The sequence below is a fragment of the Pseudarthrobacter sp. MDT1-40-2 genome (assembly GCF_059383595.1).
This window is the reverse complement of sequence record NZ_JBWZCL010000002.1, coordinates 646,354-660,658: the sequence shown is the minus strand read 5'-3', so window position 1 is coordinate 660,658 and position 14,305 is coordinate 646,354. Positions and strand designations below refer to the sequence as shown.

The following is a 14,305-nucleotide window of genomic DNA, read 5'->3' as shown; positions in this document are numbered from 1 at the left end:
CGTGCTGAACACTGAGACCACACCGGCGGATCCCACCACCTGGGGTGCCCGGCACGCCCACGATCCCACGGTGGTGCGCGACGACGACGGCACCTACTACATGTACTCCACCGACGCCGTGGCCAACACTAAAGATATTCCCGCCGGAGTACATATCAGGACCTCGCAGGATCTTGTGGAATGGGAGTACTGGGGAACAGCGCTCGACGGCGTGCCCCCACCTGCCGCTCAATGGACCGGTGCACACGGCCTCTGGGCGCCGGAAGTGGTGCGTTGGCCGGGTAACGGCTGGCACATGTACTATTCCGCGTCCACCTTCGGTTCCAGGACCTCGGCCATCGGGCTCGCAGTAGCACCCTCACCCGCCGGGCCTTGGGAGGATCGTGGACTCGTGGTGGCCACCCGCCACGATGAACATTCCCAGAACGCCATAGATGCCGCCGTCGTTCTTGACACAGATGGCGCACCCTGGCTGACCTACGGATCCTTCTTCTCCGGTATCTACATGCTGCCGTTGGACCGTGAGTCCGGGTTGCCGTTGGTGGAGGGCGATCTAGGTACGTTGATCGCCCGGCGGCATCCCTCGGTGGATGGGGCAGTGGAAGGAGCCTTTGTCCTCTACCGGCCGGAGGAGGAGCAGTACGTCCTCTTCTCGTCCTATGATTCGCTCTTCGACAGCTACAACATCCGGGTGGCCGTCTCCGACTCCATCACCGGCCCCTACCGCGACTTCCGCGGCGCTTCGCTGACTGATGTGGATGCTCCGCCGGCCCTGACCGGAACGAAGGTGCTGGGCAGCTACCGGTTCGATGGCGGCATTGGCTGGCTGGCGCCTGGCCACAACTCGGTATTCACCCAGGCCGGTCCGGACGGATCCCGTGAACACTTTGTGGTGCACCACGTGCGTTTCGCCGACGACCCCAGCCAGCATATGGCCCAGGTCCGCCGGCTGTTTTTCAACGCTGCCGGCTGGCCTGTGGTGTCACCGCAGCCTTTTGCGGGCCAGGCCGTCGAGGTCTTGCCGAACCCGGAGCCCGTTGCAGGAACGTGGCAGGTGCTCAGGTTTGCGCCGGAATCCACCGAGCTGGTGAAGGCCATTGATCTTGAAGTTTCCTGTGGAGGAACGGAAGAGGTGGTATCCCACGGAGCAGCCACGGCCGCCACTCTTATCATCAAGGGCGCTCCGGACGGCTCCGGGCGGGCTGTAGAGCTGGACGCCGTGGTCTTCGGTTCCTGGGACTGGGCCCGCGGCCAGGCTGCACTGTCCTTCAGCGGCATCGATCAGCACGGCGTCGTCTGGTCCGGAACCAAGGGAGCGTTGGGATGAATGACGCACCGATGGGCTGGGCCGGCCGCGTCATGGAGTGGCTTGGCTTCGCCAGCAGGCTGGTCCTCATCAATGTTCTCTTTGCGGCCGGAACGGTAACCGGGCTCGTGTTCCTCGGCCTTTTCCCGGCCGCGGTGGCAGCAACCACCCTGCTGGCACGGCTTCGAGCCGGTGCGGCGGGGGATCACCTGGTGCGGGACTTCATCACCGTCTACCGCTTACAGTTTTGGCACTCCAACCGGGTGGGCGGAATCTTCTGGATTGCCGGCGTCGTGCTGTTCCTGAATGTCCTTGGCATGCAGGGCGGCGGTTCTGCATCACCGGTGCACGCCGTGCTGCTGATGCTTTCGGCGGTTGCCGGGGCAGTGACGTTGCTGGCTGCCCTTGCTGCAGTGACCCTCTGCAGCCGGTACCGGGACTCGATCATCCAGACGTGGCGGACGGCATTCCTGCTGCCGCTGGTCTCCCCGGTGATGAGCGTTTCGCTGCTGGTGAGCCTGGTGGCGTTCGCCATCATCGCCTCGGGGCTGACTGTCCTGGTCCCGTTGGTGGGGGTGTCGGTACCGCTGCTGGCGTCGGGCTGGCTGGTAGCCCGCAGGCTGGACGGAATCGTTGCCGTGGACCAGACCCTTGCGGAGCCCGCCATCGCCTAAACCACGCATGCAACCTATTACGCCATGAAATCAATCAATTTTTACAACGTTATAGAACAGGAAGAACCGTGACCACCACCTCCGCTGCCGCTGAACAGACCACCTTGGCTGTTGTGGCACCAACCGTCATCACCATCGACCGCTCCGCCGTTGTGGCACCCGTAAGCCGCCGCATTTTCGGCTCCTTCGTGGAGCACCTGGGCCGCTGCGTGTACGACGGCATCTACGAGCCGGGCCACCCCACCGCCAACGAGGACGGCTTCCGGCTGGATGTCATCGAGCTCGTCAAGGAACTCGGCTCCAGCACCATCCGCTACCCCGGCGGCAACTTCGTCTCAGGCTACCGGTGGGAAGACGGCGTGGGCCCGCGGGACCAGCGCCCGGTCCGCCGGGACCTGGCCTGGCACTCGCTGGAGTCCAACCAGGTGGGCCTGGATGAGTTTGCCCGCTGGTGCAAGCTCACCGGCTCGGAGCTGATGATGGCCGTCAACCTGGGTACCCGTGGCATCGAGGCCGCCCTTGACCTGCTGGAGTACGCCAACCACCCCTCCGGCACCGCCCTCAGCGAGCAGCGCATCGCCAACGGCACCAAGGACCCCTACAACATCCGCATGTGGTGCCTGGGCAACGAGATGGACGGCCCGTGGCAGATCGGGCACATGTCCGCGGACAGCTACGGAAAGCTGGCCGCCCGCACCGCATCGGCCATGAAGACGGCGGACAAGGACCTGGAGCTGGTGGTGTGCGGCTCCTCGAGTTCGTCCATGCCCACTTTCGGCGAATGGGAGCGGGTGGTCCTGGAGCACGCCTACGAGCATGTGGACTACATCTCCTGCCACGCCTATTACCAGGAGCGCAACGGCGACCTCGGCTCCTACCTGGCCTCCTCGTTGGACATGCAGTACTTCATCGAAACCGTGGTTGCCACTGCGGATCACGTCAAGCACAAGCTGAAGAGCAAAAAGACCGTCCAGCTCTCCTTCGATGAGTGGAACATCTGGTACCTGGACGAGCACCAGGCCTCCGAGGAAGTCAACGATGAATGGGTCCATGCGCCCCGGCAGCTGGAAGACACCTACTCTGTGGCCGACGCCGTGGTGTTCGGCAACCTGCTGATCACCCTGCTCAAGAACCACGACCGGGTTGCTGCCGCGTCGCTGGCCCAGCTGGTCAACGTCATCGCACCGATCATGACCGAACCGGGCGGCGACACCTGGCGCCAGACCACGTTCTTCCCGTTCTCCGTCACGTCCCGCCTGGCCAAGGGCGAGGTGCTCCGTCCCCGCATCGAGGCCGGCACCTACACCACGGCAGTGTACGGCGAGGCGCCACTGGTGGATGCCGTGGCCACGACGGACGCCGCAACAGGCGAGTCTGCGCTGTTCCTGGTGAACCGCAGCCAGACGGAGTCGATCGACGTGACCATCAACGTTGCGGACCTTAACGCCACGGTTGTCACCGAGGCAGTCACCCTGCACGATGCGGACGTCTACGCCAAGAACACCCTTCAGGACCAGAACCGCGTAGGGCTGAAAACGCTCGACGGCGCCGTCCTCCAGGAAGGCACGCTCACGGTGACGCTGCCTCCGGTGTCCTGGTCCGCCGTCGCGCTTGGCTGACTGAACGCGCATGAGGATGGCCGCGCACGCGCGGCAGGGGCTGCAATCCGGAGGGGAAGTACTCCGGATTGCAGCCCTTCCCATACTCAGGCTGCCGCTATTGCCCTGCATGGCGGTGACCAGAGCTATTGAGCCAGACTGTTTTCCGCCATCAGCCGGTTACTGTGTCACCGTGCCGGTGGGCGACCTTCCAGGCCCCGTTTTCACGCCGATAAACTTGCGTTGCCCGGAGCACGTAGCTGCGTGGTTCGCCGTCGACTGAGGCTGAAGTGTGTTCCAGCCCCGCTGTATATGCCATGTCACCCAAGACGTCGCAGGCGAGCAACTCGAACCTGTACGAGGTGCAGTCAGAGAACTGCTTGGCAAGGCCGGTGAACAAGTCGTCCAGTTCCTGCTGTCCGAAGGCATTGCGCCAGGCGCCCAGGACACTCACGGGTTCGTTCCGGGACCAAAGTTCCCTCCGCGGTGCGGCATCACCATTGTGGATAGCAAGCTCCGCATCGTGCAGTTCGGTCCTCACCCAGGCCAGGAAATCGGCGCGATCGCTCATGCCACCAGTATGCTCCTGGCGCCGCTTCATGGAAACGCCCGACGTCGTGATCCCTCAGGAGGGCCCGCCACCGTGAAACGCTGCCTCCGGCGTTATGCTCCGTCGTCGTGCTTAAAGGGTGCGCATGAGTTCGATCGCCATGTCACGAAAGCCGGTTTGACCTCAACCTCGGTTGAGCTTTTAGGGTGAAGAGCGTCGATCCATCGAATTAAGGTCCACCATGCCGCTCTCCGCATCTCCTTCGTCTATGCCTGTCACCGATCCCTTCAAGGCCGCGTTCCGCGCACATCCCGCCGGCGTTGCCGTGATCACTGCGACGGGCACGGAAGGAGTCGTTGGGCTGACGGCTTCATCGGTTGCATCAGTGTCAGCCGTCCCGCCGATTCTCGCCTTCTCGGTTTCCGGCGGACGGTCAGCTTCGCAGGTGGCGGCCGCGCAGACTGTGGTGGTCCATCTGCTCAGTGTTGATCAGCTTGAACTCGCCCGCATCTTCTCCATTCCCGGCACGCCCCGGTTCACCGGAGACATGGACTGGGAACTACTGCCCACCGGCGAGCCTTATCTCCGCGACGCGCCGTGGGCGCTCCGCTGCGAAATCGTCCACCGGGTGGCACTGGGCGGCTCGGTGCTGCTGGCCGCCAGTGTCCTGGAAGTCCTCTCCAACCCGTCGGAAGCAGATCCGCTGGTCTATCAGGACCGGGCCTTTCACAGGCTCAGCCCTATCGAGGGTGCATCCTGAGGTAACAGAACGCGCCAGGGGTCCGTCGCCGCATAACGATTGAGCCCTATCAATCGACCTGCCTGCCGGCTCCCGCCATGATGGAGCCATGCACCCTGTGGAAACTACAGTCAGCTTCGCAGCCTTCCGGCGGATACTGGTTGGCATCGTAACGATGGCGGTGCTGCTGAGCGGATGCGCGGCTCCCGGCGGCAACGCCCCCCTGGCTGGTACTGCCGAGATCGTCGATGGCTACGACTGCCTTGCTCCGAACCTGGGCGGCTGGATGCTCCCTCCCGGTCCGTCCAGTTCGCCCGATCCGCTGCACCCTGACGCGCCGGAACCGGGCCGGGTGCCGGCGGGATTTACGCCCACCACCGCTGTGCGCTGTGACCTGATGGCCAGCGTCGACGACGCCGAGGGACGCTGGACCGGCGTTACCGCCTTGACTCTGGAGGGTGATCTGACAGCACTGCTTGCAGCCCTGTCTGAGCCGGATGATGGGCCCTGGCCCGGTCCGTGTACGGCCGACGCCGAGCTTGTGTCACCGCTCTGGCTCGTGGACGCAGGCGGGCGGGCAATCAATGCGTACTACCCTCGGGACGGATGCGGCAAGACGAAGCCCGGCGTCCGCAATGCCCTCGCCGTGCTGAACGTGCTGGAAGCCGTGACACTCAAACGAACACTGGTTGAGCCGCGTGCAACGCTCGACAGCGGATGCCCTGCTGGGTGGAAGGCTCCGTTAGCTGAGGGCACGCGCCTGTCAATCCCGTCGGAAGGCCTGCTACCCGGACCGGACGGAATTTCAGAAATTCCGAGCGCGCCGCTGACTGTCTCGGTGCCGGCTAGCCTCGACGGAATGCGGTGGTGCCGCTATGCGGCTGAACCTGCGTCATCGGGGGCCGCCGGTCCGAGCGAGGCGCCGCCGCTTCCCGGGTCCGTCACTCTTCGAACCGGCCGATTCGTCGCTGGCGGCATGCTCGACGCCGAAACCGCTCAGTTGGTTGCCGACGCTGCCGCCTCGGACCCGGTGCCGCGCTCCTGTGATGCCTTACCGACGTCGTTCCTGGTGCTCTGGCCGACCAAGGACGGGAACGATTTGGGGATAACACTCACCGCCGAACTCGATGGCTGCGGGTTGCTCTACCGCGAGGGAAGCGGCACGAGTCCGCTCCCGGCCAACGTTCGCGAGATTCTCACTGCCCTGACCGCTCAGTGAGGGCGGGCTGGCTCTAGCCGAGCGTTGACTCTCTGGCCACCACGCGGAAGGCCGTCTCGATTTCCCGGGGCGGCCCGCCGTCGTTGTTCTTGATGCGCTCCAGCAGCATCCGGATGGCGGTCTCTGCGATCTCCACCCGTCCTGGATCAACCGTGCTCAGGGTGGGAAGGCTGTAGCGGGTTTCGTCGAGGTCGTCGAAGCCGATCACGGCGACGTCGTCCGGGACCCGGAATCCCGCTTCCTGCAGCACGCGCACCGCTCCTTGAGCCAGGGTGTCGTTGAGTCCGAAGACGGCGTCGAAATCCACGCCGCTATCCAGGAGTTCGTGCATGGCGGCAGCACCGTTTGAGCGGTGCCAGTCCACCACATAGGCCACAATGCCGTCGTCGTACGGAATGCCGCGGGCCTCAAGGGCCTCACGGTAGCCGCGCAGGCGGAGGCCGGCCGAGCCGATTACTTCACCCTCGTGCGCGCCCACCACGGCGATCCGTTTCCGGCCGAGGTCCAGCAGGTGTTCGGTGGCTGCGCTGGCGGCGGCGATGTTCTGCATGGTTACGTGGTCTGAATTGCTGTCGAAGATGCGCTCGCCCAGCAGGACAATGGGCACGTCCGCCTTGATCAGGTCCACGTCTTCCTGGCCCAGGGCGAGTGGACTGAAGATCAGGCCGTCAGACATCTTCAGGCGCGGGCTGGCCATCACTTCGAGCTCGCGGTCACGGTCTGCGCCGGTCTGTTCGATCAGCACCACCAGGCCATGCTTGGCCGCTGCTTCAATCACGGCGTCGGCCAGTTCGGCAAAATACGGCAGCTTCAGCTGGGGCAGCGCCAGCGTGATGGCACCGGTCTGGCCGGAACGCAGGCTCCGTGCCGTCAGGTTGGGACGGTACCCTAGCTCCTTGATGGCGTCTTCAACCTTGGCGCGCGTGGTGTCCCGGACGTACGGATGGTTGTTGATGACGTTGGAGACGGTCTTAAACGACACACCCGCGACGCGCGCCACGTCGTGAAGCGTCGCTGCCATGATGTCTCTCCCTGATGATGACCCGGGCCAAGCAGCCCTCAGCTAAACCTTACAACGTTGAATCGCCCCTCGCAGAAGCTGCGGACCGCCGTCGTAATCCCCGCTCCCCTTCCCAATGGCGCGAAGAGTCGGTCTGTGTCAAGGCTGAGAAGATAACGCATGTCAGTATCCTGGGCGGCTTGAAATAACTGTTCTGCAGGTGTACCCGAGACAGTGAAAGGGCGTGGTTGGGACGTAGGGAAGAATTGATGCAGTTCAGAAACCCTCATGTAAGGCAAGGACAGTCCATGGCAACCACAACCTTCCGCCCGGAGTACATCTCCTTCGATTGCTACGGCACGCTAATCAACTGGGTACTGGACCCCACCACGCGGAAGATCCTGGACGGCAGGGTCCCCGAGCAACTTATGCCGGCGTTCCTGCGGGACTTTCGCAACTACCGCTACGACCAGGTATGCAGGAAGTACTACGCCTATGAGCAGGTGCTGCAGGATGCTTACGACCGCACCTGCCGGAAGTGGAACCTTGAGCTGACACCCGACGCCGGCGCGCAGTTTGGTGCCGCGGTGCTGGGCTGGACCGCCCATGAGGACGTGCCGGGGTCCCTGAAGATCATGGCTGAGAACTATAAGCTCGTGATACTTTCCAACGCGGACACGCGCTTCCTGGATGTCAGCGTCCCGCGGCTGGGAGCGCCCTTCCACGCCGTCTACAGTGCCGAGCAGGCCGGATCCTACAAGCCGCGTTACCAGGCCTTCGAGTACATGCTCCAGCAATTGAATGCCACCCCGGAACAGTTCCTGCATGTCTCATCGCACACGCGTTATGACCTGATGCCGGCCCACGATCTTGGCTTCACCAACACCGTCCTGCTGGACCGCGGCTTCGACCCGCAGTGCACGGCGTACAACTACACCACGGTGCAGTCGCTCCAGGAGCTTAACCAGCACCTTGGCTTGTAGCCGCTGACGGATTTGAAGGACAGCGACGCTCCGCCGAACGCCCAGCGGCGCCCGGCGGAGCGCAGCCGTGGCTAAGACGTGGGATCGCCGTCGGGCTTGGCTGCGTGCCGGTGCCCGGCGATAGCGGCACGGACGTCGCCCTCGTTGTGTTCATCCTTATTCTTGCCGAACGGCAGCTTTTTGAGCAGGGGGTGCACGACCGCCATCACGAGAAGGCCCCAGGCCAGTCCCAGGACCGCCGAGCACAGGGTGTTGACCAGCCACGTCAGGAAACCGCCTACTACGGCAATTCCGGCGAAGGGGTGCTCGAGGACATGGACCAGGTCGTAGGGACCGTGCCAGCCAAGGTCGTAGGCACCCTGCAGCATGATGTGACCACCAACCCACAACATGGCGATGGTTCCGATGAAGGTTATTGCGGCCAGCACGGCGGGCATCCCCTTGACCAGCAGTTCACCGACGCGTTTGGAGCGCGCAGAGTCCTTTGTGGTCAGGTGCAGGCCAATATCGTCCATTTTGACGATGAGCGCGACAGCACCGTAGACCAGCACCGTGATCGCGAGAGCCACGACGACCAGGATGAGCGCCCGGGACAACAAGGAGTCGCTGGCCACCTCGTTCATGGAGATCACCATGATCTCGCAGGAGAGGATGAAGTCGGTGGTAATGGCACCCTTGATGACCTTGGCTTCCGCGCCCGGGCCTCGTTCGACCGCCGGCGCATTCTCTGCCTCGTGGTGGCCGCGGATCTTGTGCCATACCTTTTCTGCACCTTCGTAGCAGAGGTAGGTGCCGCCCAGCATAAGGATGAACGGAATGACGCCGGGAATGAAGGCGCTGATGAGCAGCAGCGCCGGCAGGATGACCAGCAGCTTGTTCCGGAGGGAGCCCCAGAAGATCTTCTTGATCATGGGCAGTTCACGGGACGGGTCCGCGCCGGACACGTACTGCGGGGTGACGGCGGCGTCATCGATCACCACGCCGGCCGCCTTGACTCCGGCCTTGGCGGCTCCCGCTGCGATGTCGTCCACGGAGGCGGCCGCTATGCGGGCCAGGGCTGCAACGTCGTCCAGCAGGGCTACGAGACCGCCGCTCACAGGTGGCCTCCGTGCTGCTTGGGAGCGGACTGCTGGGCGTGGGTGCCTCGGTCGAGGCGCGTGATCGGCATGCTTGGATTATACGACGGCGGCTGGTTCGTCGCGGGAATTCCGAAGACCAGGGGCGGAGCACACGGCCTTCATACGGTCAAGACCTCAGGTCTTTATCGATCGCCATCAGGGCCCGCAAGTGGTCCCAACGGCAGGGAATTGCAGCATCAACCAGTGCGCGGCTGTGCTCATGGGCGGGCCCGGCGAAAAAGGCCTGCGTTTCTGCAACTTCCACCACCCGGCCTTCCAGGAGGACGGCAACCCGGTCGCACATGTACCGGATGACGTCCATGTCGTGGGAAATGACGATCAGGGACAGGCTGTGCTCCCGTTGCAGGCGCAGCAGGAGATTGAGGACGGTGCGCTGGGTCAGCGCATCCAAAGCGGAGGTGGCCTCATCGCAGATCAGGACTGTGGGCTCCAGCAGCAGGGCACGCGCAATCGTGGCCCTCTGAAGCTGGCCACCGGAACACTGGCCCGGGTGCCTGTCAAGCATGGAAGGGTCGAGCTCCACGTCCGCCATTGCCTCAGCGATGCGCCGGGCGCGTTCGGCTGCGGTGAGGTCCCTGCGCCGCCGCAGGGGCGCCTCCATACTTGTCCTGAGGGTCATCCTGGGGTCGAACGAACCGTGCGGTTCCTGGAAAACCAGCTGAACGGCGGTGGCAGGGGCTCCGGCCTGGCGGGTGATGGCGCCCTGGTCGATTTTTTCCAGCCCCACAATGGCGCGGGCAAGAGTGCTTTTGCCGGAGCCGGACTGGCCCAGCACGCCCAGGATTTCGCCGTGCTGGAGGTCCAGGGTGACGTTCTCCAACGCGGTGTGCCCGCGGCGGCCCCTGCCGAACCGCTTGTGCAGGCCTGTAAGGCCCAGTACTTCACGTCGCGGCGGCTGCGGCCGCCGGGCGGAATCGGGCGCCAACTGAGAGGCTGCGAGGAGCTCGCGGGTGTAGGCCGTTTTAGGAGCCGCGAGGACCGCGCCGGTGGGCCCGTCATCCACGATCCGGCCGGATTCCATCACCAGCACCCGGTCCGCAAAAGGCGCCACCGAAGCAATGTTGTGGGTGATGTACAGGATCCCGAGGCCGCGGTCCCGGCGCTCCCTGTCCAGCAGTTGCAGGACCTGCCGCTCCAGCACCTTGTCCAGTGCCGACGTCGGCTCATCTGCTAAAAGCAGCCGCGGCTGTCCTGCCAGTGCGACGGCGGTCATGGCCCGTTGTGCCATCCCCCCGGACAGCTGATGCGGGTACGCCTCGAAACCCTTCGGTGCGTCTGGAAAGCCAACCTCCCGGAGCAGCTCCACTGCGGCAGCCCGGGCTTTTGCGCCGCGAAGGCCCCGATGTATCCGCAGTGGTTCCAGCAGGTGCGCTCCGATGGTCCTGTTCGGGTTGAACACCCTCTTGGGTTGTTGGAACAGCATCCCGGCCTCGCCCCCGCGCACGGCGTTCAGTTCGGATTCCGTAGCCGTGGTGACATCCAGGGAACCAAGCCGGATGGTGCCGGCGGTGATGGCGAGCTGCGGGGGCAGCAACCGGACGGCGGAGAGGGCCGTCAGCGTCTTGCCGGAACCGGACGCGCCCACCAGCGCAACAAACTCACCGGCGTCCACGGACAGGGACAGGCTGTGGATGAGCGACGACGGAGCGGTGTCCTCGGCAGCCGGCCGAAGGTTCCGGATATTAAGGTCGGTGATTTCCAGCAGCGGCTTCATGTGCGGTCCGCCGTCGGCAGGAGGAGCGGGCCCGCAGCCATGTGCGCAGCGCGCTGGCCAAGCAGGGTCACGCAGAGCGCCACCACAAAGATGGCCAGCCCCGGTGCCAGGATTCCCAGCGGCGCCCGCTCCGTGTAGGGCTGGGCAGCTGCCATCATGGAGCCCCAGTCCGACTGTGGCGGCTGCACCCCCAGGCCCAGGTAGGACAAGGCACCCACGCTGATGAGCAGATGTCCGAAGCGCAGCGATGCCTGGCCCAGGATGGGACCGGCAAGATGCGGAACGACGTGCCGGAAAATGATGAACCAGGGGCTGCAGCCCACCACCCGTGCTGCCTCCACGAAGCCGCGGCTGGAGATGTCGTAGGCCAGCGTCCGGCTCAACCGGGCAAATGGTGTCCATCCGGTGACGGTCAACGCGAGAAGGAGCGGACCGAAGCCGGTTCCGAGCGTAGCGACGATAAACAACGCCACCACCATCTCCGGGACGGCCAGCAGGACGTCGTTGGTCCTGGTCAGGAACTCGTCCACCCAGCCCCGCCGCCGCGCACTGAGCACGCCGATGCCAACTCCCAGGAGGCAGGTGAGTACGGTCGCCAGCGCCGCCACCGTCATGGAGAACCGGCCACCCTCCAGCAACCTGCTCAAGGTGTCCCTGCCCAGGTGATCCGTTCCCAGCCAGTGTCCGGCAGAGGCGGGGGCAAGACGTTCGGAAAGGTTCTGCTGCGCCGGCGGGTACGGGTAGAGCCAAGGCGCCAGGATGACGGCCAGAACCACCACGGCCAGCAAAGCCGCGGCAAGGTGCGCTGTGCTGATCCGGCTACGCATAACTGTCCTCCACGGCGGGGCTGAGGGCACGGTGGACAAAATCGGCAAGGGTGGTGACGCCGACGGCGAGGGCAACAACCAAGACCACACCACCCTGCGCGAGCGGGATATCACTGTTGACGACGGCGTCGAACAGCAATCTGCCCATGCCCGGCACCGCGAAGATCACCTCAACAATCACCGAGCCGCCCAGCAGCCCGGCAAACCATACGGCGGTGAGCGTGGACAGCGGCACCAGGCCGTTGGGAATCACGTGCCGGAGCACGGCCTGGGCCTGGCTCAATCCTCGGGCACGCGCCGCAGCCACATGCTCGGCGGCGGCTGCGTCGATCATTCCCGCCCGGACCGCCGAGGTGAAATAACTGATGGGCCGAAGCGCCAGGGTCAGGGCCGGTAGCACCATGGAGGCCGGTCCCTGCCAGCCTGCCGTCGGGAAAATGGAAAGCTTGATAGCGAAAACCAGGACCAGCAGCGGCGCCACCCAGTATTCAGGCATGGCGATGAAGGACTGGGTGACGGAGGTGATTACCCTGTCAGCAACCCGTCCGTTCAGCAGGCCGGCCACAATCCCCAGCACCAGCGAGACCAGGACAGCCAGGCCAAGGGCCAGGACCACCAGGCTGAGCGTCACGCCCAGCGCGGGCAGCACCCGGTCCGCTACCGGCGTCCGGCTCACATGCGAGAGCCCCATGTCTCCCGTGCCGATCCTGCCCAGCCAGCGGAAATACTGCACGATCAGCGGATCCTGCAGCCCCAGGCTGAGGCTCAAAGCCTGCACATCCGCGTCGTCAATGATGTTCCCGGACACCCGTGACCTGATGATGGTCCGCACCGGGTCACCCGGAGTGAAGTACGGAATCAGGAACACTGCAAAAGAGGACGCCAAAACGGCGGCCACCAGGGTGGCCGTTCGTTTGGCGATGAAGGGGAACATACTGGCGGAAGGTGGCAGTTACGAAGCCGTCTTCGCGGTCTGCGCCGTCAGCACATAGCGGGACAGCGGATCCTGGGCGTAGCCCAGGACGTTGCTGCGGACCGCGTCCGTAGCCTGCTCGTTGACCAGCCACACGTTCACTGCCTTGTCCGTCAGGATATTCCCCGCCTGCGCGTAGAGGCTGTAGCGCTCCTCCGGGTTCACGGTGGTGGCGGCCTTGGCCAGCAGCTGGTCGTACTCGGCGTCGCAGAAGTGGCTCAGGTTGTAGCTTCCCGAGCAGGTGTAGTCCGCCGTCAGGAAGCCTGCAGGATCGGCGATGTCGATCAGGCGGTTCCGCTGGCTGAGCAGCATGTCATAGTTGCCGGCCAGCACGTCAGGCTCGGCTGCGGCGTATTCCTTGGTGACGATGGAAACCGGGATGCCCACGGCCTTCAGGTTGTCCTGGATGACGGCGGCGACGTCCGCGAACTCGGCGCGCTCCACGATCGCGATGATTTCGAGGGGACGGTCAGGGGTGTAACCGGCGTCGGCAAGGAGCTTCTTGGCGCCGTCGAGATCCTGCTTCGGGGCCTCGGCCGTCGTACCTGCCCACGGTTCCGAGGAAGCGAACACTCCTGTTGCGGGCAGCGCCGCACCCTCGTAGACGCTGGCCGCGAGGGATTCCAGGTCCAAGGCGTCCCGGATCGCGGTGCGCACGTTCACGTTATTCAGCGGTGCCCCGCCGTTGTTCATGTAGAGGGTGGCCGTCCGCGGGGAATCGGCCTTCAGGACGCTGACGCCGTCGGCGTTTTCCAGGGAGGACAGGCTGGCTGCCGGAATGGACATGGAGATGTCCGCCTCGCCGGTCTGGACCTGGGCGGCGCGGGTGGCGCCGTTGGTGATGAAGCGGATTTCCGCGCCGGCAAGCTTCACGTCGCCGCCCCAGTAGTCAGGGTTCCGGTCCAGGGTCAGGGACTGCTGCGAAACTTCGGAGACAGGAACGAAAGGCCCCGTGCAGTGCCCGAACGGGTTGGTCCGCTCGCCTTCGTAGGCGGCGGGGGAGAGAATCCCGGAATTGACGCTGGCCAACCGGTATGGAACCAGGGGGCTTTCCGTGGGTGTGGTGACGCGCACGGTGCCCTCCTGCGGTACGGAGACCGAGCTGATGATCTTGCTGTTGAAGGCGCGCGCGGGGACGGTTGCCTTCAGGACGTGGTTCAACGCCGTGGCCACGGATTCGGCGGTCAGCGCGGTGCCGTCCTGGAACTCCACGCCTTCGCGGATGGTGAAGTCCCACTCCAGGGCGCTGGCCTGCTTCCACTCGGTGGCCAGTGAAGGCACTACTTCACCCTTGGCCTGGTCGAACTTCGTCAGGGTTTCCAGGCAGCCGGAGAGCGACAGGATGTAGGCCGCGTCCGATTCGACGGCCCAGTCAGCCACCGGCGCCCGGAAGTTGTCCACCACAATGCGCTGATGGGTATCAGCGACCGCGGTGCTGCTTTCCTGGGCCGGCTGCCCGCCACTGAAGCCGCAGCCGCTCAACGTGAAGAGGGCTGCGACGGCAAGGATGGTCCGGGACCTTTTGACTGGGAGCACGGGGAACCGCCTAGAACTGACCCGACTGCTCGGGAGGGGAGATTGGG

The 14,305-nt window shown here is 64.7% G+C and carries 13 protein-coding genes; 6 read left to right on the top strand and 7 right to left on the bottom strand.

Features of this window, described 5'->3' with window-relative positions:
* The first annotated feature begins 1 nt into the window (after position 1).
* The 3 genes from AC50X5_RS09265 (at position 2) to arfA (ending at position 3,599) form a co-directional block, all read left to right on the top strand.
* Positions 2-1,327, top strand: a complete 1,326-nt coding sequence (locus AC50X5_RS09265; protein WP_494975789.1) for an arabinan endo-1,5-alpha-L-arabinosidase — start codon at positions 2-4, stop codon at positions 1,325-1,327.
* Positions 1,324-1,980 (top strand): YesL family protein, encoded by a 657-nt coding sequence (locus AC50X5_RS09260; protein ID WP_494975788.1) that lies wholly within the window; start codon positions 1,324-1,326, stop codon positions 1,978-1,980. The genes AC50X5_RS09265 and AC50X5_RS09260 overlap by 4 nt, the downstream gene beginning before the upstream one ends.
* Before the next feature lie 68 nt (positions 1,981-2,048).
* Positions 2,049-3,599 carry an arabinosylfuranosidase ArfA gene (arfA, locus tag AC50X5_RS09255; protein WP_494975787.1) on the top strand — a complete coding sequence of 517 codons (1,551 nt, stop codon included), beginning with the start codon at positions 2,049-2,051 and terminating at the stop codon, positions 3,597-3,599.
* Between the two features lie 151 nt (positions 3,600-3,750).
* Here the strand turns inward: arfA and AC50X5_RS09250 are convergent, their stop codons facing one another.
* Positions 3,751-4,149, bottom strand: a complete 399-nt coding sequence (locus AC50X5_RS09250) for a nuclear transport factor 2 family protein (RefSeq protein ID WP_494975786.1) — start codon at positions 4,147-4,149, stop codon at positions 3,751-3,753.
* Between the two features lie 247 nt (positions 4,150-4,396).
* Between AC50X5_RS09250 and AC50X5_RS09245 the strand changes: the two genes are divergently transcribed.
* A complete protein-coding gene (locus tag AC50X5_RS09245; protein ID WP_494975785.1) occupies positions 4,397-4,888 on the top strand; it encodes a flavin reductase family protein in 492 nt (163 codons plus the stop codon).
* Positions 4,889-4,976: 88 nt separating this feature from the next.
* Complete coding sequence (locus AC50X5_RS09240; RefSeq protein ID WP_494975784.1) at positions 4,977-6,086, top strand: hypothetical protein; 1,110 nt, start codon at positions 4,977-4,979, stop codon at positions 6,084-6,086.
* A gap of 13 nt (positions 6,087-6,099) precedes the next feature.
* Here the strand turns inward: AC50X5_RS09240 and AC50X5_RS09235 are convergent, their stop codons facing one another.
* Complete coding sequence (locus AC50X5_RS09235; protein ID WP_494975783.1) at positions 6,100-7,107, bottom strand: LacI family DNA-binding transcriptional regulator; 1,008 nt, start codon at positions 7,105-7,107, stop codon at positions 6,100-6,102.
* Positions 7,108-7,394: 287 nt separating this feature from the next.
* Here AC50X5_RS09235 and AC50X5_RS09230 point away from each other — a divergent pair, with 287 nt between their 5' ends.
* Positions 7,395-8,069 (top strand): haloacid dehalogenase type II, encoded by a 675-nt coding sequence (locus AC50X5_RS09230; protein ID WP_494975782.1) that lies wholly within the window; start codon positions 7,395-7,397, stop codon positions 8,067-8,069.
* A 71-nt stretch (positions 8,070-8,140) separates the two neighbouring features.
* Here the strand turns inward: AC50X5_RS09230 and AC50X5_RS09225 are convergent, their stop codons facing one another.
* The 5 genes from AC50X5_RS09225 to AC50X5_RS09205 form a co-directional block, all read right to left on the bottom strand.
* Positions 8,141-9,166, bottom strand: coding sequence for a DUF808 domain-containing protein (locus AC50X5_RS09225; protein WP_494975781.1), 1,026 nt, complete (start codon positions 9,164-9,166; stop codon positions 8,141-8,143).
* A 148-nt stretch (positions 9,167-9,314) separates the two neighbouring features.
* Positions 9,315-10,922 carry an ATP-binding cassette domain-containing protein gene (locus AC50X5_RS09220; protein ID WP_494975780.1) on the bottom strand — a complete coding sequence of 536 codons (1,608 nt, stop codon included), beginning with the start codon at positions 10,920-10,922 and terminating at the stop codon, positions 9,315-9,317.
* On the bottom strand, positions 10,919-11,749 hold the full coding sequence (locus tag AC50X5_RS09215) for an ABC transporter permease (RefSeq protein WP_494975779.1): 831 nt from the start codon (positions 11,747-11,749) through the stop codon (positions 10,919-10,921). The genes AC50X5_RS09220 and AC50X5_RS09215 overlap by 4 nt, the downstream gene beginning before the upstream one ends.
* Positions 11,742-12,683 (bottom strand): ABC transporter permease, encoded by a 942-nt coding sequence (locus AC50X5_RS09210; protein WP_494975778.1) that lies wholly within the window; start codon positions 12,681-12,683, stop codon positions 11,742-11,744. The genes AC50X5_RS09215 and AC50X5_RS09210 overlap by 8 nt, the downstream gene beginning before the upstream one ends.
* A gap of 18 nt (positions 12,684-12,701) precedes the next feature.
* Complete coding sequence (locus tag AC50X5_RS09205) at positions 12,702-14,258, bottom strand: ABC transporter substrate-binding protein (protein ID WP_494975777.1); 1,557 nt, start codon at positions 14,256-14,258, stop codon at positions 12,702-12,704.
* Positions 14,259-14,305: the final 47 nt, after the last annotated feature.